The organism is Faecalibacterium sp. An122, assembly GCF_002160895.1.
Lineage (GTDB): Bacteria > Bacillota > Clostridia > Oscillospirales > Ruminococcaceae > Faecalibacterium.
In genome coordinates this window covers 116,341-140,239 of sequence record NZ_NFLL01000002.1, presented here as the reverse complement: position 1 = coordinate 140,239, position 23,899 = coordinate 116,341, and the positions used below count along the sequence as shown (strand labels likewise).

Genomic DNA, 23,899 nt, shown 5'->3' with positions numbered 1-23,899 from the left:
CCTCACCTGCCTTTCGGCTCCGGGCGGGCGCGGTATGGGCGTGATTCATCTATCATCTCTCCTTTCGTTTGACCGGGGATGCTCTCCCCTTTCCGCATCCAGTCTACACCCCGCCCCCTCCGGCGGCCAGTGTGTCCTTTGGGCCGCGGTTTTCTGGCGCTTTTCCCACAGGATGCTGCGTCCCCCGGTGGGAGTGGTGAAAGTGGTGAGAGTGGTGAGAGTGGTGGGAGTGACACATGAACAAATTGTGAACGGGCCGCCGGTTCCATCCGTCTCTCTTGTGGTTTTCGCAGAAAATCCGCGGGCGGGGTGGTGTGTTGTTTGTTGCATCCGTCACTTGAAACTATTTCAATACGCTGTATAATAGATCCAGGGAAACAAAGGTGTTTCCGGCGGGCACGCTATGCCTGTCGGAAACGCCTTTTTTGTTTTTCCCGCCGGCCGGGGATGGTGCCCCGGCGGCCTGCCATTTCAGATACGATAGAAGGATGGGAAAGGAAATGGATCATTTGACCGAACGCACAGCGCCTGCCGGCCTGTATGACCCCCGGTTCGAGCACGATGCCTGCGGCATCGGGGCCGTGGTGGACATCCATGGCCGCAAAACCCACCAGACCGTCAGCGACGCGCTGACCATCGTGGAACACCTGGAGCACCGCGCCGGCAAGGACGCCGAGGGCAAAACCGGCGACGGCGTGGGCATTCTGCTCCAGATCAGCCACCGCTTTTTCTCCAAGGTCGCCGACCGGCTCAACATCGACATCGGCGGCGAGCGGGAATACGGTGTAGGTATGTTTTTCTTCCCCCAGGACGAACACCTGCGGGCCCGGGCCATGAAACTGTTCGAGGTGGTGGCCCGGAAGGAAGGGCTGGAGTTCCTGGCCTGGCGCGGGGTGCCGGTGGCCCCCGACGCCGTGGGCCAGAAGGCCCGGGACTGCATGCCCTCCATCTGGCAGTGCTTCATTAAGAAGCCGGCCAAGGTCAGCAAGGGCATCGACTTTGACCGCCGGCTGTATGTACTGCGGCGGGTGTTTGAGCAGGCTTCCAGCGGCACCTATGTGGCCAGCCTGTCCAGCCGCACCATCGTGTACAAGGGGATGTTCCTGGTCCACCAGCTGCGGCAGTTCTACCTGGATTTGCAGGACGAGGACTATGAATCCGCCATCGGCATGGTCCACAGCCGCTTTTCCACCAACACCACCCCCAGCTGGATGCGGGCCCACCCCAACCGGTTCATCCTCCACAACGGCGAGATCAACACCATCAAGGGCAACACCGACGCCATGCTGGCCCGGGAGGAGTCCATCTCCTCCCCCATCCTGCAGGAGGACATGAACAAGATTCTCCCCATCGTCAACACCGCCGGCTCCGACTCGGCCATGCTGGACAACACCCTGGAATTCCTGGTGATGAACGGGATGGACCTGCCCCTGGCGGTGATGATCACCATTCCCGAGCCCTGGGAGAACAACCAGAACATCAGCCCCAAAAAGCGGGCGTTTTATCAGTATTACGCCACCATGCTGGAGCCCTGGGACGGCCCGGCGGCCATCCTGTTCTCGGACGGCGACGTGGTGGGCGCGGTGCTGGACCGCAACGGCCTGCGGCCCAGCCGCTACACCATCACCCGGGACGGCCGGGTGATTTTGTCCTCGGAGGTGGGGGTGCTGGACTGCCCGCCCGAGAACGTCCTGGTAAAAGACCGGCTGCGCCCCGGCAAGATGCTGCTGGTGGACACGGTCAAGGGCGAAGTGGTGGACGACGAGCAGCTGAAAGAAGCCTATGCCGCCCGGGAGCCCTACGGCGAGTGGATTGACCGGTGCCTGGTGCAGCTGAGCAGCCTCAAGATTCCCAACCGGAAGGTTCCGTCTTACACCGCGGAGCAGCTCACCCGGCTGGAAAAGGCTTTCGGTTACAGCTACGAGCAGATTCACGAGCTGCTTCTGCCCATGGCCCGCCAGGGCGCGGAGCCCAGCGGCGCCATGGGGGCCGACACCCCCCTGGCGGTGCTCAGCAGCCGTCACCCGCCCCTGTTCAGCTATTTCAAGCAGATGTTCGCCCAGGTCACCAACCCGCCCATCGACGCCATCCGGGAAAAGGTGGTCACCTCCACCAGCGTCTATATCGGGGCCCACGGCAACCTGCTGGAGGACCGGCCCGAAAACTGCAAGGTGCTCAAGGTCCACAACCCCATTCTCAGCGAGACCGACCTGCTGAAAATCCAGGCCATGAACGTGCCGGGGTTCAAGGTGGCCACCGTCTCCATCAACTACTACAAGAACACCAGCCTGGAAAAAGCCATCGACCGGGTGTTCCTGGAGGTGGACCGGGCCTATAAGGACGGGGCCAACATCATCATCCTGTCCGACCGGGACATCGACGAATACCATGTGGCCATTCCCAGCCTGCTGGCGGTGTCGGCGGTGAGCCAGTACCTGGTCCGCACCAAAAAGAGCACCGCCCTGGCCCTGATTCTGGAGAGCGCCGAGCCCCGGGAAGTCCATCACTTTGCGGCCCTGCTGGGTTACGGCGCCTGCGCCGTCAACCCCTATCTGGCCCATGAGGCCATCGGCCAGCTGATCGGGGACGGCCTGCTGAACAAGGATTTTTATGCCGCGGTGCAGGACTACGACAACGCCGTCCTGAACGGCATCGTCAAGATTGCCTCCAAGATGGGTATTTCCACCATCCAGAGCTACCAGGGCAGCCAGATTTTCGAGTCGGTGGGCATCTCCAAAGAGGTCATCGACAAGTATTTCACCGGCACCGTCAGCCGTGTGGGGGGCATCGGGCTGGAGGAGATCCAGGCCGACGTGGAGGCCCGGCATTCCGCCGCCTTCGACCCCCTGGGGCTGGACATCAATATGCAGCTGGCCTCCAGCGGCGACCACAAGTACCGCGCCGGGGGCGAAGATCACCTGTTCACCCCCCAGACCATTCACCTGTTCCGGAAGGCCTGCTTTGAGAACGATTACGATGCCTTCAAGCAGTTCACCCGGGCGGTGGACCAGATGGGCGACAACGGCGTCCACCTGCGCAGCCTGCTGGAGTTCGCCTATCCCCAGGAGGGAGGCATCCCTCTGGAAGAGGTGGAGCCGGTGTCCTCCATCCTCAAGCGGTTCAAGGGTGCGGCCATGAGCTACGGCGCCCTCAGCAGCGAGGCCCACGAGACCATTGCCCTGGCCTTCAACCAGATCGGGGCCCGCAGCAACACCGGCGAGGGCGGCGAGCCCCCCGAGCGGTACCACAGCCCCAGCAACTCCAAGATCAAGCAGGTGGCCTCGGCCCGGTTCGGCGTCACCAGTCAGTACCTGGTGTCGGCGGAGGAAATCCAGATCAAGCTGGCCCAGGGCGCCAAGCCCGGCGAGGGCGGCCAGCTTCCCGGCAGCAAGGTCTACCCCTGGATTGCCCGCACCCGTCACAGCACCACCGGCGTGGGGCTGATCTCTCCCCCGCCCCACCACGATATCTATTCCATTGAGGACCTGGCCCAGCTGATTTACGACCTGAAGAACGCCAACCGGGACGCTCGGATCAACGTGAAACTGGTCAGTGAGGCGGGCGTGGGCACCATCGCCGCCGGCGTGGCCAAGGGCGGAGCCCAGGTGATTCTGGTGTCGGGCTACGACGGCGGCACCGGCGCAGCCCCCCGCACCTCCATCCAGAATGCGGGCCTGCCCTGGGAGCTGGGCATCGCCGAGACCCATCAGACCCTGATCCTCAACGGCCTGCGGACCCGGGTGCGGATCGAGAGCGACTCCAAGCTGCTGAGCGGCCGGGATGTGGCCATCAGCTGCATGCTGGGCGCAGAGGAATTCGGCTTCGGCACCAGCCTGCTGATGGCCGAGGGCTGCGTCATGATGCGGGTGTGCAACCTGGACACCTGCCCCATGGGCATCTGCACCCAGAACCCCGAGCTGCGCAAGAACTTCATGGGCAAGCCGGAGTATATCATCCATTACCTGACCTTTGTGGCCTCCGAGCTGCAGGAGTATATGGCGAAGCTGGGTGTGCGCACCATCGACGAGCTGGTGGGCCGCACCGACCTGCTGCGGGTGAAACCCGCCGCCGGCCGGGCCGCCAAGCTGAACCTGGAGTCCATCCTCCACAACCCCGCCATTGACAACCTGAACGTGCACTATCAGCCCGCCGACGCCTACGACTTCCATCTGGAACAGACCCTGGACATGCGGGTGCTGATGAAGAAGTTCCGCCTGAACAGCAAGAATCCCCAGACGGTGGATGTAGCGGTGTCCAACACCGACCGGGCTTTCGGCGCCATCTTTGGCAGCGAAATCACCCGGAAATACGGCAACGCCCTGCCCGACGATACCTTTACGGTGCGGTGCACCGGGGCCGGCGGCCAGAGCTTCGGCGCCTTCATTCCCAAGGGCCTGACCCTGCGCCTCACCGGCGACTGCAACGACTATCTGGGCAAAGGCCTGTCGGGCGGCAAGATCATCGTCCGGCCCCCCGAGGGGATGGCGTCCCGTCCCGAGGACAACATCATCACCGGCAACGTGGCCCTGTACGGCGCCACCAGCGGCACAGCGTTTTTGTCGGGCGTGGCCGGCGAGCGGTTCTGCGTCCGCAATTCGGGAGCCACGGCGGTGGTGGAAGGCGTGGGCGACCACGGCTGCGAGTATATGACCGGCGGCACGGTGGTGGTCCTGGGCCCCACCGGCAAGAACTTTGCGGCCGGCATGACCGGCGGCATCGCCTACGTTCTGGATGAAAACTGGGACTTCTACCAGCGGGTCAACAAGGAGACGGTCAGCCTGGAGCCGGTGGAGCACAAGCACGACGTGGCCGCCCTGAAAGAGCTGATCCGGGCCCATGTGGAGGCCACCGGCAGCCCCCGGGGCCAGGAAATCCTGGATCAGTTCAGCGACTACCTGCCCAAGTTCAAGAAGGTCCTGCCCTACGATTACGACCGGATGCTTCGGATCATCGCCTCCATGGAGGAGCGCGGCCTGGACGGCGAGCAGGCCCAGATCGAAGCCTTCTACGCCCAGCAGAAAGTCAAGTGAGGGAGGGAACCTATCATGGGCAAAACCACAGGATTTATGGAGTTTGAGCGCAAAGTCAGCGCCGACGCCGAGCCCCTGGCGCGGCTGGAGCATTACAATGAGTTTCACGCTTTCCTCTCCCGGGAGGAGCAGCAGACCCAGGCGGGCCGCTGCATGGACTGCGGGGTCCCCTTCTGCCAGGCGGGGCTGATGATCGGCCCGGCGGCGTCGGGATGTCCCCTGCACAACCTGATTCCCGAGTGGAACGAGCTGGTGTGGCAGGGCAAATGGGAGCTGGCGCTGCGGCGGCTTCTGGCCACCAACCGGTTCCCTGAGTTCACCAGCCGGGTCTGCCCGGCCCTGTGTGAAGCGGCCTGCACCTGCGGCAGCGTCACCGGCAGTCCGGTGACGGTGCGGGAGAACGAGCACGCCATCATTGAGACGGGCTACGCCAAGGGCTGGATGAAGCCCGCCCCGCCTCCGGCCCGCACCGGCAAGAGCGTGGCGGTGATCGGCAGCGGCCCGGCGGGCCTGGCGGTAGCGGAATACCTGAACCGGCGGGGCCACAGCGTCACCGTCTACGAGCGGGAGGACCGGCCCGGCGGCCTGCTGATGTACGGCATCCCCAACATGAAGCTGGAGAAAGAGGTCATTGAGCGGCGCATCCGGATCATGCAGGCGGAGGGGATCGAGTTCCTCACCGGGATGGATGTGGGCCATACGGTGGACGCTGCCGAGGTGGCGGCCCACTACGACGCAGTGGTGCTCTGCTGCGGGGCCAAGCGGCCCCGGGACCTGAACGTTCCGGGCCGGGAGGCACAAGGGGTCTGCTTTGCGGTGGATTACCTGACCAGCGTCACCCGGAGTCTGCTGGACTCGGACCTGTCGGACGGCAAAGCCATTTCGGCGGCGGGGAAAAACGTTCTGGTGATTGGCGGCGGCGACACCGGCAACGACTGCCAGGGCACCGCCCTGCGCCAGGGCTGCACCGACCTGCTGGCCCTGGAGATGATGCCGGAGCCCCCCGCCCAGCGCACCGCATCCAATCCCTGGCCCGAATGGCCCCGGGTGAAGAAGACGGATTACGGTCAGGTGGAGAGTCTGGCCCGGCTGGGCAAAGATCCCCGGGCCTACCAGACCACGGTTCAGGAGTTCCTGACCGACGAGGAAGGCAAGCTGTGCGGGGCGGTCATTGCCCGGCTGCGGCCCGAGCGGGACCCGGAGACGGGACGCACGTCGATGGTGCCCACCGGGGAGACCTTTACCTACGAGTGTCAGCTGGCGCTGATTGCGGCGGGTTTTGTGGGCTGCGAGCCCTATGCAGCCGAGGCTTTCGGGGTGAATCTGAACGCCCGGGGCTGTGCCGACGCACCCGATTACCGGACCAGCGCGGACAAAATCTTTGCCTGCGGCGATATGCGCCGGGGCCAGAGTCTGGTGGTCTGGGCCCTGCGTGAAGGCCGCGACTGCGCCGCCCAGGTGGACCAGTACCTCATGGGCTACACCAACCTACTTTTCTGAAGAAAAGTAGGCAAAAGACTTTTCACTGTGTACCATCAAGCTGGCGGGTCTCCGAAGGTTCCGCGGAACCTCTACGCTCCGGCTCGCTCGTTGCGTTTGCGCCTGTGGCGCGGTGCGATGTAAACGGACTCAAAACCTGATTTTACAGGTCAAGGATTGTCAGCCGCTTTAGAAAGCTCCCGGTCTGCGGCCCAGTGAGTCCAAGGTTTCGGATAGCCCGCTTTCTTCACCCGGTACGCCCTGAAAAAACTATAACAAAACCCCCGCTTCTCAAAAAGAGGCGGGGGTTTTCTGTTGGAACCTTCAACGAGGCAAGTGATATGTTTTCCTCTTGTGCTTAGCCAATTTTCCCGGCGGGCGGCGGTGCGCCCTTGTGAAAATTGGAGCACTGCGCCAGCCTCGCCTCCCTGTTTCATCCACCGGATGCGGTCGGCTCGGCTGCCCGCCAAAGCGGGCGCTCTCAGCAATCGGAGCGGCGGGCAAAAGCCGTTAAGAAAAACACCCGTGCCGCCGTTTGAGGCTCTCTAAGTTTAAACGGGCCAGGCATGACAGTGTTTTTTAGGCTTTTGAACGCCGCGACTTCCTCATTTGGGTCCAGGGTTTAGACCCTGGTCGTTAGGGTGGGTAGGGAGTCCAGAGGGCCTAGGGAGGGGGAGTCGAAACCCCCTCCCTGGCCCTCTGGCCCCAGCGGAGCGGACAAAGACGAAAAAGAAAAAAGTGTTAAAGGTGGGGCGGCGGATGCTTGCAAAACCGGAGTACTGCCTCAGTCGGTATCCACGCCGCTGGTGTCGATATCCTCCTCGGTCAGGGTGCCGCCCGCATCCGGGACGGTATCGGGTGTGGTGGTGATCTGGACATCCCGATCGGCGGCAATATACACCACAATGGTGCTGCCCGCCTCCACCATGGTGCCCGGCTCCACGCTGCAGGCTACCACGCAGCCCGACGCATAAGACCCATCGTTCACCACCATGAAGCAGCTGGGCACCAGGCCCCGGCTTTCCAGCTCCCGGATGGCTCCCTCCTGGGTGAAACCGATGGTATTGGGCATTTCCACCATCTGGGGGCCCTTGCTGATGACCAGGCGGATGGTGGAGTTTTCCCCTTCGGTGATGGCGGTGCCGGGGGCGGGGTCCTGGGTCAGGACGGTGCCCGCCGGGGCGCTGTCGCTGTATTCTTCGGTGACGTAGAACAGATAGATGCCGGTGTATTCCCGGTTGTTCTGAATCTGGGAATAGCTCATCCCCACAAAGTTGGGGACATAGTTCACCGTCACGACGCTGGGTGCGCTGGTGGACTCGGAGGGGGCAGTCTGGTCGGCGGGAGGCTGGCTGCGGCCCAGCAGGCTCCACAGCGTCAGCAGGGTCAGCACCGCCAGCAGAACCAAAATGCCGGTCAGGATGGCCGTCAGGGTCAGGGCGGGCTTCTGCTTTTTCTCCCGCGCCTTGCGGCGTCCGGCCGCATGGACGGTGCGGGCTTCCTCCTCCGCCGCCGACGGCGAGGACAGGGCCCGGCTCAGCTGGGGCACCGTCTGAATCCGGCGGGCCGGGTCCAGCTGCAGGCCCAGGGCCAGTGCTTCCGATACATAAGGCGGCACCGCCGGGTTGACGGTGCGGGCTTTGGGGTTGGAGTCGGTGACCATCCGCTGGGCGGCCGGCACCGGGCTCTGGCCGCACACCATCCGGTACAGCACCGCCGACAGGCTGTACACGTCGGTGTAGCGGCCCTCAAACTCCACAGCCGAATACTGTTCCGGGGCCGAATATCCCTCGTACAGCTGGCCATGCAGGCCGCTGCCTGCCGTCCGCAGGCCGATGGTGGCGTAGCCGGTCAGCCGGGCCCGGCCATTGTCCAGCACCCGGATGTTCTCGGGGCAGATGCCCCGGTGAACCAGCCCCACCTGATGCATGGCCGCCACCCCGTTGAACACCGGCTGCAGCATGGCGCAGGCCTCCTCGGGGGTGATGGTGCGGCGCTGCTTGTCCAGCCACTGGTCCAGCGGCACGCCGCCGGGGTTTTCCAGGACGGCATAGACGGTGTTGTTGGCCTCCACCACATCCAGCACCGCCTCCAGGCCGGTGGCCGGGGTGATCCGCTGGATGGACCGGTACAGGTCAGCGAAATCCATTCGGGTGGTCTTGAGCAGCACCTCGCTGCCGGGCTTGGCCCGCAGCTGACAGTCGCTGCCCCGCTCCGCCGACAGGGTGATGGGCAGGTATTCCTTGATGGTCACCCGAAACCGGCCCCGGTTTTCCACGCCGCGGTAGAGGATGCCTTCGCCGTCGATGCTCAGCATCTCCCCCACCGTGTACCGGCCCGCCAGCAGCGTGCCCACCGGCAGGGCCCCCGCCGGATTCCGCCCGGCAAAGCTCCGCCGGCAATGGGGACAGCTGGCGGCCCCCTCGGTCAGTTCGGCCCGGCAGTACGGGCAAAGGATCTTCTGCGGTTCCATCTGCGCTCCCCCTCTCCGGTGGTTTGTGTTGATTTATCAACCTGTAGAAAAAGTCCAGACCGGACGACAAGTGCGTACGGTCTGGACACATACAGGGAAATTGCCCGCAGAGAGTGTGCGAGCCCATCAGGGCGAGTGCGCGGTTCTGCGGGCAATTTTGTCCCCTGGGCAGCGGCGGCAACTGCATCCAGTGGATGAATCAGGGAGCCGCCGCTGGCGCAGCGCTCCGTTTTTGCAAGCGCCGCCACGGCGTGCTGCAAAAATCGGCTAAGCGCAAGAGGGATATACCAGGGGGAAGGAATTTCTGACCTGCGCAGGCAGGCAGAAATGGGTTCCCCCTGGAGCGTGTCACAGACACGCTTCATCCGGGCCAAAACCACGGCCCGGCTTGTGTGTGCGGATTATTCCGGCAGGTCCTCTTCGTTCTCCAGGCTGTGCCAGACGTTCTGGACGTCGTCGTCCTCCTCCAGAGCATCCAGCAGCTTGCCCATCAGCTTGAGCTGATCGGGGTCGGTCAGCCGGGTGGTGGTCATGGGCACCATGGCCAGGTCGGCCGAGATGAACTCATAGCCCTTGGCCTCCAGTGCGTTGCACACGGCCGAGAAGCTGTCGGGATCGGTGGTGATCTCGGCGGCGTCCTCGCCTGCGTCGAAGTCCTCGGCGCCGGCATCCAGAGCGTCCATCATGGCCTCGTCGGCGTCCTTGTCCTCCAGCGAGATGTCAATGACGCCCTTCTGGGTGAACAGGAAGCCCACACAGCCCAGTGTGCCCAGATTGCCGCCGTTTTTATCAAAATAGTGGCGCAGGTCGGCAGCGGTACGGTTGCGGTTGTCGGTCAGGGTTTCCACCATGACGGCCACGCCGCCGGGGCCGTAGCCCTCGTAGTTGATGGCTTCGTACTCGGTCTTGTCGCCGCCCTCGGCCTTCTTGATGATGCGCTGGATGTTATCGTTGGGAACATTCATCCGCTTGGCCTTGCTGATCAGGTCGGCCAGCTTGCCGTTCGAGGCGGGGTCAGGGCCGCCGTTGCGGACCGCGACGCTGATCTCGCGGCCGATCTTGGTAAAGACTTTGGCGCGGGCGCCGTCGGTCTTTTCCTTCTTGCGCTTGATGTTGTTCCATTTGCTGTGTCCTGACATGGGATTGAGCCTCCTAGCTGTATCTTTCACGTGCCGCCCCGATGCCAGCCGACCCGGCGCGGCGTGTCCTTTCCCTCTGGTGAAGTCCTGAAGGTATCTTTCATCAGACTTTCTTATCAATTTTAGCACAAACTGGTTCTTTCTTCAAGCGCCAGTTTGGCCGCCGCCTCAGCCCAGCAGCCGCAGGGCCTTGGGATAGTGGTTTTTCACCCGTCCCCCCGACACCTTGCCGCCGCCCAGGGGGCAGCCGTCCACCGTCACGCAGCACCAGCCGTCTTGGGCCGATGCGGCCTCGATCTCCTGCCCCAGCAGATAGGCCCGGCAGCGGGGATCGCTGCGGGTCAGGGCCTCTGTATTGACGCACTCTTTGCCGAAGGCGGTGAACAGGTGATGTCCCGGCACAAACCGTCCCTTCTGGACGGTGCCGGCCAGCACCCCCGCCCGCAGGATATGCAGGCCCAGGGCCGGGCAGACCGGGGGCAGCAGCACCGATTCTCCCAGCACCACGGCGGGCTTGTCCGCCAGGGCGGGGAAAAACCGGGCGGCAAAATCCTTCCACGCCGCCAGCATCTGCCCCGCCGGGACGGGTTCCGGCTTTCCGCCCCGGGCAGGGCGGTTTTTGGATTTGGGGCCGGAGGATTTGCGGTCGGGCTGGGGCTTTTGGAGCCGGGCCATCCACACCGCCTCCTCGGCGGCCCGCTGGGCGGGATCGGTGGTTCCCGCCTTCACCAGACGGGCCATAAAATGCCCCTCTCCCCCCTGGCAGGGCCAGATCCGGCGGACCAGGCTCACATCCAGCGGCAGGCCGCCGGTGCGGTTTTCCTCCCCCGGGCTGCCGAAGGGCGCAAAAGCCCGTTCCATCACGTCGGCCAGGGCAAATTCCGGGTGCCGGGCCAGAAAGGCCGCCACCTGGCCCTCGTCCTCCTCGGGGGCAAAGGTGCAGGTGGAGTAGACGATTTCGCCGCCGGGGGCCAGAGCCGCCGCGGCGCTGTCCAGAATGGAGGAGCCCAGGGCGGCGCACTGGGCCACCAGGGCCTCCGAATGCTGGGCCAGGGCGGCGGGCTCCTTGCGGAACATGCCCTCGCCCGAGCAGGGGGCATCCACCAGAATCCGGTCGAAGAACTCGGGCAGGGCCGCCACGATCCGCTCGGGGCTCTCGTTCAGAACCACTGCGTTGGCCACGCCCATACGCTCCAGGTTGCTCTTGAGGATTTCGGCCCGGGCGGCCACGTATTCGTTGGCGATCAGCATGCCTTCCCCCGCCAGGGCAGCGGCCAGCTGGCTGGTTTTGCCTCCCGGCGCGGCGCACAGATCCAGCACCCGCATCCCCGGCCGGACCCCCAGCAGGGGGGCCGCCGACGAGGCTGAGGGCTCCTGGGAATAGAATACGCCCGCATGGTGCCAGGGGTGCCGCCCCGGCTTGAAGTCCTCTTCCTGCACCAGGAATCCCGCCCCGCAGAAGGGGGAGGGCGTCACGGCAAAGCCGGCCCCGGCTGCAAAATCCGCCGGGGACATCCGCAGCGGCGAGACGGTAACCCCCCGGGCGGCCTGGGCCGCCGGCGGGGCATACAGCTCCTCATAGCGGGAACCCAGCAAAGCCCGCTCCCGCTGTTCAAAGTATTCGGTCGGCAAGAAAATCTCCCCCTTGTGCCCTTGCGGCAGATGTATAAAGCCGTCGCAAACGGCCAAACTATGACCAGCGGGGGCAGCCGTCCCCGCAGGAAATGCGACCACAACCTGACCACAATCCGAAAGGAGCAATCAAATCATGGAAAATCGCAGCAACAATGTCAAGCAGTCCGGCGCCCAGTCCAGCACCCACAGCAACCGTGCGTCCAACAGCCGCACCCCCAGCTCCACCAACGAGCACAAGCACCCCAACCAGTACACCAAGGGCGCTGACGACGAGGGCGCACAGAACACCAAGTCCACCAAGACCAGCAGCAAGAACTGCCGCTGATTCCCCGGCTTTGGTCCGGGAGCGTAACCCGTTTCCGGGCGCATCTTCCCTTCCCTGACCTTTCACACACCTGAAAAGCCCGCTGCCTCCCCTTCACGGATTCCCGTGCGGGAAGCAGCGGGCTTTTTCCGTCGGGATGGCGGGCCCTCTGGGGGTCAGGGTCAGCTGCCGGGCGCGGCGGGGTCATACCCCGCCCACAGCGCCTCGAACAGCTCGCCGATGCGGGCGGTGTTCCCCTGGAGGTACAGCCAGCCCAGCAAACACTCAAAGCCGGTGGAGGCCCGGTATTCCTGGGGTGTGGCGTGCTTGGAGACGGCGGCGCGGCTGGCGTTGCGGCCCCGCTTGAACATCTCCAGCTCCTCCGGGGTGAACAGAGGTTCCAGCAGCTGCTCCTCCCGGAACTGGGCCCGGGCGGATACATATTTGATCTTTTCGGCGTTCAGGCGGCCGGGAGCCAGCCGGTGATATTCCACCAGCCGCCGGCGCACCAACAGTTCCAGCACGCTGTCCCCCACAAAGGCCAGGGCCAGGGGGCTGATCTCACGCAGGTCGATCTTTTCCGCGGGTGTCTTGTCCATGGCGCTGCCCTCCGGTTAGAAGATATAGTCGAACTGATAATCGCCGATGAGGATGGTGTCGTTTTCCTCCACGCCCTTGTCCACCAGGGCGTCCAGGATGCCGCTCTCCCCCAGCTGCCGCTGGAAGAACTGCAGGCTCTCGTAGTCGTCCACGTTGCTGCCGGCCAGAATCCGCTCCAGCCAGGGAGCGTCGATGGACCAGCGGTGCGCTTCCAGCCGGGTGATGGTAAAGCTGCGGTCATCGGGCTTGACCTCCGGCTTTTTGTACTCGGCCGCAAAGACCGGCACCGGCGGGATATCCTTCAGACGGTTGTACACCAGGCCGGGCAGGGCCTTGACCCCCTGCATGGTGGCTGCCGAGATGGGCACAAAGGTCAGACCCTTGGCCTCCACATACTGGCGGAAGGCCTCGATCTGTTCCTCGGTGGCCAGGTCGCACTTGTTGCCCACCACGATCTGGGGCCGCTGGGCCAGGGCCGGGCTGAACCGCTCCAGCTCCTGGTTGATCTTCTCAAAGTCGTCCATGGGGTCCCGGCACTCGCTGCCCGAGACGTCCACCACATGGAGCAGCAGACGGCACCGCTCCACATGGCGCAGGAAATCGTGGCCCAGGCCCACGCCCTCGCTGGCGCCCTCGATCAGGCCGGGGATGTCGGCGCAGACAAAGCTGGCGCCCTCACCCACCGACACCACGCCCAGCGTGGGCACCAGGGTGGTAAAGTGGTAGTTGGCGATCTTGGGCCGGGCGGCGCTGATGGTGGAAATCAGGGTGGACTTGCCCACGTTGGGGAAGCCGATCAGGCCCACGTCGGCGATCAGCTTCAGCTCCAGGGTGACCTGGATGTCCTCGCCGGGCATGCCGGGCTTGGCGAACTTGGGCACCTGGCGGGTGGGGGTGGCGAAATGGGCGTTGCCATAGCCGCCCCGGCCGCCCTTGGCCACCACCGCGGGATCGTGGGTGGACAGGTCGGCAATGACCAGGCCGCTGGCGGTGTCCTTGATGACAGTGCCCATGGGCACCTTGATGATGAGGTCGGGGGCGTTGGCGCCGTGGCAGTTGCTGCCCCGGCCCGGGCCGCCCTCCTGGGCGGTGTACTTGCGCTTATAGCGGAAATCCATCAGGGTGGTCAGGTGATCGTCCACCACAAAGATGATGTCGCCGCCGCGGCCGCCGTCGCCGCCGTCGGGGCCGCCCGCCGCCACGAACTTTTCCCGGTGGAAGCTGACCGCCCCGTCGCCGCCCTTGCCCGCGTGGAGCCAGATGGTGGCGATATCAATGAAATTTGTCTGTGCTGCCATGTGTTTCTCCTTTATTCTGCCGCAGGTGAGCGGGCCGGCGCCCGGGCTGCGGGGATTCTGCTCTCAGCATTCCCCTGCATCCGGGGCGTCATCCAAACTCTCTTACACATAAAAGAGCCGGGCCAAACGGTCCGGCTCTTCGATCTGCAGTTTGTCAGGTCCTTGGGAAGTTACTGCTTGACGCTGCACTTCTTGCCGGACTTGCCCACGCGCTCAAAACGGACGGTGCCGTCCACCAGAGCGAACAGGGTGTCATCGCTGCCCTTGCCAACGTTCTCACCCGGCTGAATGTGGGTGCCGCGCTGCCGGACCAGGATGTTGCCAGCCAGAACCTTCTGCCCATCGGCACGCTTCACGCCCAGACGCTGGGCCATGGAGTCGCGGCCGTTCTTGGTGCTGCCTACGCCTTTCTTGTGTGCCATTGTATACTTCCTCCTTAGCCGTTGATCGCAGTGATCTCAACCTTGGTGTAGGGCTGACGATGGCCCATGCGGCGAGCACTGTGCTTCTTGGGACGATAGGTGATGATGTTCAGCTTTTTGCCCTTGCCATTCTTGATGACCTTGGCAGTGACCGAAGCACCCTCCACGACGGGAGCGCCCACCTTCACCGAGCCTTCCTCGCCCACAGCGAGGACCTGATCGAACTTCACTTCGGAGTCAGCCTCAACGTCCAGCTTTTCAATGTAGACGATGTCGCCCTGCTCCACGCGGTACTGCTTACCGCCGGTAACAATGATTGCGTACATGTGTTTCATCCTTTTCTGTGTACTCGCTGGCTGTCAAGGCAGGCCCGCATCCGGGCCATTTTGGGCGCCCACGCCAAGCGGCTGATACAGTATACCAGAAAATCGGGGGCATTGCAAGGGGTTTTTCGGATTTTCCGGCGAATCTTTTCGCCTTGCAGCGTGGTTTCGGCGGGGAGCCGTCCCGGCCGGCCGCCGGGGCCGGGGTTTTCCAGCCAAAAATGGCCGCCCTGCGGAATCTCCACCCGGGCGGCCGTCTTCAGAGTGTCATGCAGGGGCTCAGACTTTCAGGCTCTCGCCATTGGTGGCGATGACTTCCTTGTACCAGTCAAAGCTCTTTTTACGCCAGCGGGCCAGGGTGCCGGTGCCGTCGCTGTTCAGGTCCACGTAGATCATGCCATAGCGCTTTTTGATCTCGGCGGTGGAGCAGGAAATCAGGTCGATGCAGCCCCAGGCAGTATAGCCCATCACGTCCACCCCGTCGTGCAGCGCCTCGCTGACCTGGACCAGGTGGTCGTTCATATACTTGATGCGGTAGTCGTCCTCCACCGTGAAGCCGCCCTTGCCGTCCGGCACCAGGGTGTCGTTGGCGCCCAGGCCGTTCTCGGCGATGAACAGGGGCTTCTGGTAGCGGGCGTAGAGCCGGTTCAGGGTGTAGCGCAGGCCCTGGGGATCGATCTGCCAGCCCCACTCGCTGACCTTGGAGTAGGGGTTGCGCTTGAGGTTGGTGGTCATGTTGCTGCCGGTGGGCTCGCCCTTGGTGGGGTCGGCCGAAGCGCAGTTGCTGGAGTAGTAGCTGAAGGAGACAAAGTCCACCGTGTGGGTCAGGGCCTCCCGGTCGGCGTCGGTGATCTCCAGCTGAACCCCCTTCTCCTCAAACAGCCGCTTGGCAAAATAGGGGTAGGCGCCCCGGGCCTGGACGTCGGCAAACAGGTAATTTTCGTCGTCCAGACGCATCACCTCGATGATGTCGTCGGGGTTGGGGGACAGCGGATAGATGGTCACCGCCAGAATCATGCAGCCCACTTTGTAGTTGGGGTCGATCCGGTGGGCCAGCTCCACCGCCCGGGCACTGGCCACCAGCTCGTGGTGGATGGCCTGGTACAGGTCCTGGTTGCTCAGCTGGGCCTTGGGGGTCAGGATGGCCCCGCTCATGAAGGGCTGATGCAGGATGGAGTTGATCTCATTGAAGGTGACCCAGTACTTCACCTTCCCCTTGTACCGCTCAAACAGCACCTGGCAGTATTTCAGGTACAGGTCGATCATGATGCGGTTGCTCCAGCCGTTGTACTTTTTGGCCAGGGCCAGAGGGGTCTCGTAGTGGGAGATGGTGATGAGGGGCTCGATGCCGTACTTGAGGCACTCGTCGATGACCGCGTCGTAGAACTTCAGGCCGGCCTCGTTGGGCACAGCCTCCTCCCCGGTGGGGAAGATGCGGCTCCAGGCGATGGAGAACCGGTAGACCTTGAACCCCATCTCGGCGAACATGGCGATGTCCTCTTTGTAGCGGTGGTAGTAGTCGATGCCCTTCAGCTTGAGGTTGTCGGGGGTGGGGCCGTCGGTGATGACCTTGAACCCCTTGGGCAGGACGTCCTGGATGGACAGGCCCTTGCCGTCCTCGTCATAGGCGCCCTCGCACTGGTTGGCGGCGGTGGCGCCGCCCCACAGGAAATTTTCCGGGAAATACATAGGCTGCAAGCTCCTTCTTTTAGAGAATCAGGCGTTTTCCTGGCCTTCCACGGGGTCCTTGTACAGGATGAAGGACACCACGAAGCCCACCACAAAGGCGATGGCTGCGCCGGCGCAGGCAAAGTAGAAGTTGCTCATGGGTGCATCCAGGCCGATGTAGCTGGGCAGGGTCAACAGGCCCGGAGAACCGCCGGAGTAGTTCTTGGTGTTCATCAGGCCCATGAAGAAGCCGCCCACACCGCCGCCCACCATGGCGGCGATCATGTTGGTGCGGATCTTCATGGTGACGCCGTACAGCACCGGCTCGGTGATGCCGCAGACGGCGGTGATGCCGGTGGAGGAGGTCAGCTCCTTCAGCTCCATGTTCTTGGTCTTAAAGGAGACAGCCAGAGCAGCGGCGCCCTGAGCGATGTTGGAGGCCAGCTGGCCCGGGTAGATGATGGTGTCGAAGCCGATGGTCATACGGTTGTTGATGCCAATGGGGGTCAGAGCGTGGTGGGTGCCGGTCATGACCAGGAAGGGCAGCAGCGCGCCGTTGATGGTGGGAGCCAGCCAGGGAGCGATGGCGCTCAGGCCGTTGATGGCGGAGGCCAGGATGTTGGAGATCACGTAGCCGATGGGGCCCAGGACGCACAGGGTGGCGATGCCCACCACCAGCATGGTGATCAGCGGTGCGGTGAAGAAGCGGACCGCCTTGGGTGCAAACTTGTTGGCCAGAGGCTCCACCTTGGACATCAGCAGCACGCCCAGCAGGATGGGAATGACCGAGGAGGAGTAGGTGGCGTTGTAGATGGGCAGGCCAAAGACGGTGATGGCGTCACCGGTCTCTTTGGAGGCGGTGACCATGCTGACAAAGTTGGGGTGGATGAGGATGCCGCCCAGCATCATGGCCAGGTAGGGGTTGCAGCCCAGCTTTTTGGCGGCCGAGTTGGCCAGCAGGATGGGCAGGAAGTAGAAGGTGGCGTCGGCCATGAAGTTGATGACCTGGTAGGTGCTGGAGGCGCTGTCCACCAGCTTGAAGGCCACCAGGATGGCCAGAACGGCCTTCAGCATGCCGGCGGCGGTCAGCGGGGGCAGGATGGGGGTGAAGATGCCGGTGATGGTGTCGATCAGGCGGCTGACGAAGGAGCCCTCCTGCTTGGCGGGAGCGGCAGAGCCGCCCTCCAGATTGTGGAGCTGGGCCGCCACTTTCTCATACACCTGGGTGACCTCGGCGCCGATGATGACCTGATACTGGCCGTTGGCCGAGGTGACGCCCACCACGCCCGGGGTGCTGCGGATGGCCTCGGTGTCGGCCTTGCTCTCGTCCTTCAGATTGAAGCGCAGGCGGGTGATGCAGTGGGTGACGTTGGCGATGTTGGCCTCACCGCCCACCAGGGCGATGATCTTTTTGGCCAGCTCGTCGTAGTTTCCTTTTTTAGCCATGTACAATTCCTCCTGAGAGTCTGGTTGTACCGTGATGCTCAGGCGGCTGCGGCCCAGTTCTGCCGCCGCCACGCCGGGCACCCCGCGTACCGATGCGAGATCCACCATGCTGCGGTCCTTGACGGTGATATACAGCTTGTCTCCGCTGGCCTGCCAACGGCCCACGTTGGCCTGGCCGCCGATGTACGGGTATACCTGCTGCAAAAACTGCTCCTGATTCACGGTTGATCTCTCCTTTTTATCTGCACCGGGCCACGCGCGCCATAGACCGGTCCATTCTGATTGCGGGACAGGCAGGGCCTGTCAGTCCCCTTTCTGCTGCACGCGGTAGATGTGCAGCATCAGGTACAAAAGTTCTTCGTCGTTGCACTGCCAGCTCCAGGCGGAGGCGAAATACTCCACCACCGCTTTGGCGCAGACATAAATCTGGGGGTATTCCCGCCGCATCTGGCCCAGCAGGCCCACGGCCTGGTCCTCCACCTGGCGGCCGCTCATCAGCCGCTGGATCAGGTAGCGCAGGTGCATGGCGAACCGGGAATACTGAAAGCTGTCCTTGTCCAGCCGGATGTGCAGCTCCTTCTCAATGATGGCGTCCACGTCCTCGGTGATCTTGAGGGCCAGCATGGTGGAATGGATATCCCCCGACTCGTTCTCGGCGTTGATGAGGTGGAGGGCCACGCTCACCGCCTCACAGTCGGGCAGGCGGGTGCCGGTATAGGCTTCCATGATGTCCAGGGCCCTGCGGCCCAGGGCGGCCTCTTTGGGGTACAGGTGCCGCACGTCGTAGGACAGCGGCGTGGACAGGACGGTGCCGCTGCGCAGCCGCTCCTGTGCAAAGTTCAGATGGTCCGCCAGTGTGAAGGGCAAATTGGGGTTCAGCTCGCACTCCAGCTCCATCTCGGCCAGCTCGGCAATGTCGGCGCTGGCCTCCAGCACCGCGTCCGGGATGCCGGCCGCCATCTGGACATAGCGGGGGTCCATATCGTAAAAAGTACGCTGTATCTTGGAATAATCGGTCAGTTCGTAGGGCATGTCGGCAAAGCCGATCCCCTTGCCCAGCACCACCACTTCGGTGCCGCTGCCATCCAGCCCCAGCGCTGCGTTGTTGTTGATCTTTTTGATGATGCGCACGTCGGAACCACTTTCCTCCCCGGCCGGCCCGGTCACGCGGGCACCGCTCAAACCAATAAAAAAATCCCCTGAAGCGACTACAACATACACCTACCCCCTCTAAGGGGCAGATGTACAAGTAGCGCCTCCGGGGAGTAACGCCTTGATTTCTTCCTTATTCTATCACAATCGCATTTTCCCGTCCATCGGCACAAAGCACAAAAAACCGGACTGCTTTTTGTGAGAGAGCACCATCCGCCGGGGCCTTACTGGCCGTCGGCGCCGGTGTCCGCGTCGGTATGGGCGTCGGGCTGGGGCTCGCCCTTCAGGCGGGCTTCCAGCATTTCCTTCAGCTGGTCATTGTAGGTCTTGGTGCGGTCGGCAAACTCTGCACGGGACAGGCCGGCATAAGCCTCCTCCACCGGCAGGACCACGTCCTTGACGGCGACGCCCTCCTTTTTGGCCACCTGGGCCTGCAGTTTGCGGTTGTCCGCCGTGATGGCCAGATGCACCATGAGGGTCTGATCCTTGCACTTGCGGCGGAGGATCACCTCGGCGATGATGCCGCCCACCACAGCGATGGCCGCCACCAGCTGGGACGCACGCAGGCCCATGGAGGGCACCAGCAGCAGGCTGTCAGTCCGCAGGCCCTCGATCCAGAACCGGCCCAGGCCGTACCAGATGGCATACAGCAGGGCGATATCGCCGTTGAAACGGCGTTTTTTCATGTGGAACCGCAGCGCCACAAAGCCCACCAGGCACCAGATGCTCTCATACAGGAAGGTGGGGTGCACCGGCATGGTGGGGTCGATGGTGACGCCGGCGGGCACCGTCACGGTGCTGCCCCGCAGATAGGCCTCGGTGGCGGCGCTGTACATGCCCCAGGGCAGGGTGGTGTTGCAGCCGAAAGCCTCCTGGTTGAAGAAGTTGCCCCAGCGGCCCAGGCACTGGCCGATGAGGAAGCCCATGCCGGTCAGGTCAAACATGGGCAGCACCGGCACCTTGCGCCATTTGCAGGCCAGGCCGCCAAAGACCACCGCCCCGATGATGCCGCCATAGATGGCCAGACCGCCGTCTCGGAGGGACAGGATCTCCCGGATGGATTGGTACTTGAAGGGGGCCATGGCCACATAGTAGGCACGGGCGGACAGGATGCCCAGCACCACGCCCACCACCAGGACGTCCACCATGGAATCGCCGTCGATGCCGAACTCGGTGCAGTGGCGCATAGCAAAGATCATAGCCAGCACAAGGCCCACAGCGATGACCACGCCGTACCAGTAGATGTTCACGCCCCCAATGGTGAAGGCGACCCGGCTGATCTCAAAGCTGAGGCCCAGCCCGGGAAAGGTCACAAGATTTGTCATAATTACGTACCTCCTTGGGGTTTCAGTCGGTCTCGTCGGAATCGGGGGCGGCGGAGCCGTCGGGCAGAATCCGCACCCGGGCCATCCGGCCGGGCTGCAAAATCCGCTGCAAAGCGGCGTCGGCGTCCTCGGGGGTGAGGCCGGCCAGCATCTCGATCTGCTGGGCCACCGTCTGGCCCATGAGGGCAAAGTCTGCCATCTGGCTGGCGGAATCCTCCACATTTTCCAGGTTTTCCACCAGCTGGCCGTACTTTTCGTTTTTGCACAGGGTAAAGATCTCCCGGTCCACCCCTTCGGCGCGAATCCGCTCGATCTCCTCCAGCAGCAGCTGTTCCACCGTGTCGGGGGTGTCGCTCTCGCCGGTGAACAGGATGCAGCAGCAGCCGTCCACCCGCAGCACCTCGCCCCCAAAGCCGGGGTTCACCAGACCCTCATCGTAGAGGCGGCGGTACAGCCGGGACATTCCCCCGCTGACGCAGCAGAGGATCAAATCGTACAAAGCCTCGGTGCGGCCGTCGCCGGGGGCCAGAGGCTCCTCCTTGAAGCCGATGCCGAAGCAGGGCTTGGCCACCGCCATTTTCAGGGTCTTTTCGGCGCAGGGCAGGGTCATGGGCTCGGGGTCAAACAGGCGCCGGGCCGCCGGAGCGGCGGCGGGCTTGTCCAGCCCGGCCCGGGCACAGGCGTCCAGCACCCGCTGGGCGGTGATGTTGCCCGCCGCGGCCAGCACCAGGTTGGAGGGGGCATAGAAGGCCCGGCAGCAGTCGTAGAGCATGGCGGGGGTAATCCGGGCGATGCTCTCGCAGCTGCCCGCAATGTCGCTGCGGATGGGGTGGGTATAGTACAGGCACTGGCACAGCTCGGTAATCAGACGCCAGTCGGGGCTGTCCTCATACATCTTGATCTCCTGGGCGATGATTCCCTGCTCCTTGGCCACCGTCTCGTCGGTGAAATAGGGATGGGTCACCATGTTCAGCAGGACGTCCAGGCTCTCGTCCACCGCGTTGGTGGCGGTGAAATAGTAGCAGGTGCGGTCAAAGCTGGTGAAAGCGTTGGCGTTGGCGCCGGTGCGGGCGAACTGGGCGAAAGCATCCCCTTCCTGGTCCTCAAACATCTTGTGTTCCAGGTAGTGGGCCACGCCGGCGGGGAGGGTCAGTTCCTCCTCCCCCAGCCGGAAATGAAGGTCAATGGAGCCGAACCGCGCCGCCACGATGGCGTGGGCGGCGGCGTAGCCGGGCATGGGCCGCACCAGAACGGTGAGGCCCGAGGGCAGGACGTACCGTTCATTCCCGGCACAGTCCAGAATGGCGCGCAGATGCTCAGACATAGGGCCCCTCCTTTTTGGTCAAGAGATAGCTGACCGACAGGCTGAACCGCCGCAGCACCGCCCGGACCTGGTCCACGGTGACGGCGGCCAGGTCGGCCCGGGCCTGGGCGGGGGTGGTAATGGCCCCGCCCCGGATGATTTCCATGCCGTACCAGCTCTCCAGGCTGCTGAGGGAGTCCTCCACCCCTTCCAGCCCGTCGATGAGGCCCCGGCGGCAGTCCTCCAGCTCCTGGTCGGTGATGGGGCCGGTGCACAGGTCGGCCAGCTCGTTCAGGATGGCCTCCTCGGCCCGGGCGGCGTCCCCCGGCTCGATGCCGCTGGACACCGTCATGCTGCCGGTGAAGCTCTGGAAGGAGGAGGCGCAGTAATAGCACAGGTGATCCCGCTCCCGGACATTCAGGAACAGGCGGCTGGTGACGCTGCCGCCGTAGAGAGCCATGGCCAGGCGGCAGGCCGCCAGGTCGGCCAGGTCCATGGGCTGGCCCAGGGTGAAGGCCATGCACAGCTTGGCCTGGACCATATCAAAGTATTCGGTCTTGTGGACGGTGGTCTGGCGGGGCATGGCCAGGAAGGGGGCCATGGGCTGGGGACGGCGGGAAATCTTGTCCAGCTCAGCCCGGAAAGCTGCCTCGATGCGGGCGGTCTCGTCGGGGGTGCAGCCCAACACCATCAATTCAATGGAGGCGGTGCGGAGCATGTCCTCATAGGCGGCGGCCAGGTCGGCCCCGGTGAGGCCGTCCACTTCTTCCAGATAGCCCTCCTGGCGGATGCCCATGGGGCTGTCCCCATAGAATTCCCGGGCGGTCTGGCGCATGCAGTACAGCCGCTTGTCGTTCAGTTCGTCCTCCAGGGACTGGCGGAGCATCTGTTTTTCGATGGCCACCGCCTCGGCGTCAAAGGCGCCGTCCGCCATGCAGGGATGGAAGGCCACCCCCAGCACCAGCTGGGTGTATTCCTGGCTCAGGTCCTCCCCGGCCAGGGCAAACCGGTTCTTGATGCCGGTGACGCTGATGCACAGGTTCCGGTTGGCCCCCATGGGGCGGCCGTCCACCGTCAGGTCCGCCCCATAGAGGCGGGCCAGCTTTTTGGTCAGGCCGGTCATGTCGGGACAGCCGGCGTAACCCCGCTCCATCACCAGCGGCAGCAGGGCGTGGGCGGTGGCGGTGTCCCGCTGGGCGGGAAAAGTAAAGTGAATGCTGATCCGGCAGCGGTTGAGTTTCTCGGCCGGATCGCAGGAGAGATGCACCCCAGGTGCAAGCTGCTTACGTTCCAATCTGTCTATCCTCCTGGCCCGTCTCCCCGGGCCGTATATGTGTCATCGCAAAAGGTGCGGGCTCAGCTGAGCTGATGCACCGCCACAAATTCCTCCAGGGACAGGCCGCTGGCGGCGATGGCGCGGGCGTTGTCCACACCCACATAGCGCCAGTGCCAGGGCTGATACACCATGCCGGTGACGGCCTGGCAGTCCTCCGGCCAGCGGAGGATGAAGCCATAGTCGGCGGCGTAGGCTTTCAGCCAGCGGAAAGCGTCGGTGTCGGCGAAGCCGGTGTCCAGGGCGGGGTAATCCGCCGAGGTGATATCTGCCGCCAGGCCGGTGCCGCTCTCATTGCAGCCGGGCCGGGGCACGATGGCCGCCGCGCGGGCGTCGGCCTCCTCCTCGCTCTTTCCTTCCTGAAGATAGGTCTGTTTGCGGGCGTCAAAGGCCTCCTGCTGGCGCTCGGGGGTCTGGTAGCCCTCGGTCAGGGTGAGCTCAATCCCCACTTCCCGAGCGGCGGCCGCCATGGCCTTCCAGGCAGCGGCGGCCTGCTGTTCCAGCTGCTGGCCGGTGGACTCGTCGGCCACCTCCAGAATGGGGGCCTCGGTCTGTTCCAGGGGAAGGTTGTTGTTCACCAGAACCAGATAGGGGTCGTCGGGGTCAAAGACATAGCCCGACAAATCGTAGGTGGGGGCGGTGAATTCCTGATGCTTGCCCAGCATGCCGCTGATCTGGGGCAGGGCCCAGAGAATCACGCCGGTCATCAGCCCCACCAGGACGGCGCAGGCCGACAAAAAAAGAATCCAGTTGCGGATCAGCCGGATGCGGCGGCGACGGCGGCGCGCCAGCCACTGTTCCCGCGTCAGGCGGGACCTGCCGGCGGTTCCTGCCGGGGGTCGTTGTTTCTGTTCCATGATTGCTCCATCGTTTGGTAGTCCGCGCTCCGGGCCGGGGGACGGGCCCCCGCAGAGCTCGGATGTTAGTATACCGCTTTTGTGTCGGTCTGTAAACGATGAAAAAAGTTAA

At 63.9% G+C, this 23,899-nt stretch carries 17 protein-coding genes; 3 read left to right on the top strand and 14 right to left on the bottom strand.

Translation table 11 applies throughout. The features are described 5' to 3' along the window. Nucleotides 1-500: 500 nt before the first annotated feature. Both gltB and B5E67_RS02600 read left to right on the top strand, forming a co-directional pair. The gene (gene gltB, locus B5E67_RS02605) at nucleotides 501-5,030 is read left to right on the top strand and encodes a glutamate synthase large subunit (RefSeq protein ID WP_087382881.1); all 4,530 of its coding nucleotides are present in this window, start codon (nucleotides 501-503) and stop codon (nucleotides 5,028-5,030) included. 15 nt (nucleotides 5,031-5,045) lie between these two features. After that, nucleotides 5,046-6,530: a glutamate synthase subunit beta gene (locus B5E67_RS02600; RefSeq protein ID WP_087382566.1), complete on the top strand. Its 1,485-nt coding sequence runs from the start codon at nucleotides 5,046-5,048 to the stop codon at nucleotides 6,528-6,530. A gap of 763 nt (nucleotides 6,531-7,293) precedes the next feature. Here the strand turns inward: B5E67_RS02600 and B5E67_RS02595 are convergent. From B5E67_RS02595 to B5E67_RS02585, 3 genes are all read right to left on the bottom strand, one after another. Continuing rightward, the gene (locus B5E67_RS02595; RefSeq protein ID WP_087382563.1) at nucleotides 7,294-8,982 is read right to left on the bottom strand and encodes a PASTA domain-containing protein; all 1,689 of its coding nucleotides are present in this window, start codon (nucleotides 8,980-8,982) and stop codon (nucleotides 7,294-7,296) included. Nucleotides 8,983-9,383: 401 nt separating this feature from the next. Further along, complete coding sequence (locus B5E67_RS02590; RefSeq protein ID WP_087245379.1) at nucleotides 9,384-10,121, bottom strand: YebC/PmpR family DNA-binding transcriptional regulator; 738 nt, start codon at nucleotides 10,119-10,121, stop codon at nucleotides 9,384-9,386. A gap of 168 nt (nucleotides 10,122-10,289) precedes the next feature. Next, nucleotides 10,290-11,753 (bottom strand): RsmF rRNA methyltransferase first C-terminal domain-containing protein, encoded by a 1,464-nt coding sequence (locus tag B5E67_RS02585; RefSeq protein WP_087382560.1) that lies wholly within the window; start codon nucleotides 11,751-11,753, stop codon nucleotides 10,290-10,292. A gap of 136 nt (nucleotides 11,754-11,889) precedes the next feature. Here B5E67_RS02585 and B5E67_RS02580 point away from each other — a divergent pair, with 136 nt between their 5' ends. Further along, the gene (locus tag B5E67_RS02580) at nucleotides 11,890-12,081 is read left to right on the top strand and encodes a hypothetical protein (protein WP_087382558.1); all 192 of its coding nucleotides are present in this window, start codon (nucleotides 11,890-11,892) and stop codon (nucleotides 12,079-12,081) included. A gap of 161 nt (nucleotides 12,082-12,242) precedes the next feature. Here the strand turns inward: B5E67_RS02580 and B5E67_RS02575 are convergent, their stop codons facing one another. The 11 genes from B5E67_RS02575 to B5E67_RS02520 form a co-directional block, all read right to left on the bottom strand. Then, nucleotides 12,243-12,659 carry a ribonuclease III domain-containing protein gene (locus B5E67_RS02575; protein ID WP_087382554.1) on the bottom strand — a complete coding sequence of 139 codons (417 nt, stop codon included), beginning with the start codon at nucleotides 12,657-12,659 and terminating at the stop codon, nucleotides 12,243-12,245. Nucleotides 12,660-12,674: 15 nt separating this feature from the next. Further along, nucleotides 12,675-13,958: a GTPase ObgE gene (obgE, locus tag B5E67_RS02570; RefSeq protein ID WP_087382551.1), complete on the bottom strand. Its 1,284-nt coding sequence runs from the start codon at nucleotides 13,956-13,958 to the stop codon at nucleotides 12,675-12,677. Between the two features lie 170 nt (nucleotides 13,959-14,128). Beyond that, on the bottom strand, nucleotides 14,129-14,380 hold the full coding sequence (gene rpmA / locus B5E67_RS02565; RefSeq protein WP_087245369.1) for a 50S ribosomal protein L27: 252 nt from the start codon (nucleotides 14,378-14,380) through the stop codon (nucleotides 14,129-14,131). A gap of 14 nt (nucleotides 14,381-14,394) precedes the next feature. After that, entirely contained in the window at nucleotides 14,395-14,706 is a 312-nt protein-coding gene (gene rplU, locus B5E67_RS02560) for a 50S ribosomal protein L21 (protein WP_164488780.1), read from the bottom strand. A gap of 276 nt (nucleotides 14,707-14,982) precedes the next feature. After that, nucleotides 14,983-16,392 (bottom strand): glycoside hydrolase family 1 protein, encoded by a 1,410-nt coding sequence (locus B5E67_RS02550; RefSeq protein ID WP_087382545.1) that lies wholly within the window; start codon nucleotides 16,390-16,392, stop codon nucleotides 14,983-14,985. A gap of 27 nt (nucleotides 16,393-16,419) precedes the next feature. Beyond that, nucleotides 16,420-17,817: a PTS transporter subunit EIIC gene (locus B5E67_RS02545; protein ID WP_087382878.1), complete on the bottom strand. Its 1,398-nt coding sequence runs from the start codon at nucleotides 17,815-17,817 to the stop codon at nucleotides 16,420-16,422. 303 nt (nucleotides 17,818-18,120) lie between these two features. Next, a complete protein-coding gene (locus B5E67_RS02540) occupies nucleotides 18,121-18,948 on the bottom strand; it encodes a PRD domain-containing protein (RefSeq protein WP_087245363.1) in 828 nt (275 codons plus the stop codon). 245 nt (nucleotides 18,949-19,193) lie between these two features. Next, nucleotides 19,194-20,294 (bottom strand): prolipoprotein diacylglyceryl transferase, encoded by a 1,101-nt coding sequence (gene lgt / locus B5E67_RS02535; protein WP_087382543.1) that lies wholly within the window; start codon nucleotides 20,292-20,294, stop codon nucleotides 19,194-19,196. Between the two features lie 22 nt (nucleotides 20,295-20,316). After that, a complete protein-coding gene (locus B5E67_RS02530; protein WP_087382541.1) occupies nucleotides 20,317-21,618 on the bottom strand; it encodes a pitrilysin family protein in 1,302 nt (433 codons plus the stop codon). Beyond that, on the bottom strand, nucleotides 21,611-22,891 hold the full coding sequence (locus tag B5E67_RS02525) for a pitrilysin family protein (RefSeq protein ID WP_087382538.1): 1,281 nt from the start codon (nucleotides 22,889-22,891) through the stop codon (nucleotides 21,611-21,613). The genes B5E67_RS02530 and B5E67_RS02525 overlap by 8 nt, the downstream gene beginning before the upstream one ends. 62 nt (nucleotides 22,892-22,953) lie before the next feature. Then, nucleotides 22,954-23,787, bottom strand: coding sequence for a M15 family metallopeptidase (locus tag B5E67_RS02520; protein ID WP_087382537.1), 834 nt, complete (start codon nucleotides 23,785-23,787; stop codon nucleotides 22,954-22,956). Nucleotides 23,788-23,899: the final 112 nt, after the last annotated feature.

Coding starts and splice junctions, on each gene's coding strand:
- B5E67_RS02545 (WP_087382878.1), bottom strand. CDS start 17,817: ATGGCTAAAAAAGGAAACTACGACGAGCTGGCCAAAAAGATCATCGCC.
- rplU (WP_164488780.1), bottom strand. CDS start 14,706: ATGTACGCAATCATTGTTACCGGCGGTAAGCAGTACCGCGTGGAGCAG.
- B5E67_RS02600 (WP_087382566.1), top strand. CDS start 5,046: ATGGGCAAAACCACAGGATTTATGGAGTTTGAGCGCAAAGTCAGCGCC.
- B5E67_RS02590 (WP_087245379.1), bottom strand. CDS start 10,121: ATGTCAGGACACAGCAAATGGAACAACATCAAGCGCAAGAAGGAAAAG.
- B5E67_RS02580 (WP_087382558.1), top strand. CDS start 11,890: ATGGAAAATCGCAGCAACAATGTCAAGCAGTCCGGCGCCCAGTCCAGC.
- gltB (WP_087382881.1), top strand. CDS start 501: ATGGATCATTTGACCGAACGCACAGCGCCTGCCGGCCTGTATGACCCC.
- B5E67_RS02595 (WP_087382563.1), bottom strand. CDS start 8,982: ATGGAACCGCAGAAGATCCTTTGCCCGTACTGCCGGGCCGAACTGACC.
- lgt (WP_087382543.1), bottom strand. CDS start 20,294: ATGACAAATCTTGTGACCTTTCCCGGGCTGGGCCTCAGCTTTGAGATC.
- B5E67_RS02520 (WP_087382537.1), bottom strand. CDS start 23,787: ATGGAACAGAAACAACGACCCCCGGCAGGAACCGCCGGCAGGTCCCGC.
- obgE (WP_087382551.1), bottom strand. CDS start 13,958: ATGGCAGCACAGACAAATTTCATTGATATCGCCACCATCTGGCTCCAC.
- B5E67_RS02550 (WP_087382545.1), bottom strand. CDS start 16,392: ATGTATTTCCCGGAAAATTTCCTGTGGGGCGGCGCCACCGCCGCCAAC.
- B5E67_RS02575 (WP_087382554.1), bottom strand. CDS start 12,659: ATGGACAAGACACCCGCGGAAAAGATCGACCTGCGTGAGATCAGCCCC.
- B5E67_RS02530 (WP_087382541.1), bottom strand. CDS start 21,618: ATGTCTGAGCATCTGCGCGCCATTCTGGACTGTGCCGGGAATGAACGG.
- rpmA (WP_087245369.1), bottom strand. CDS start 14,380: ATGGCACACAAGAAAGGCGTAGGCAGCACCAAGAACGGCCGCGACTCC.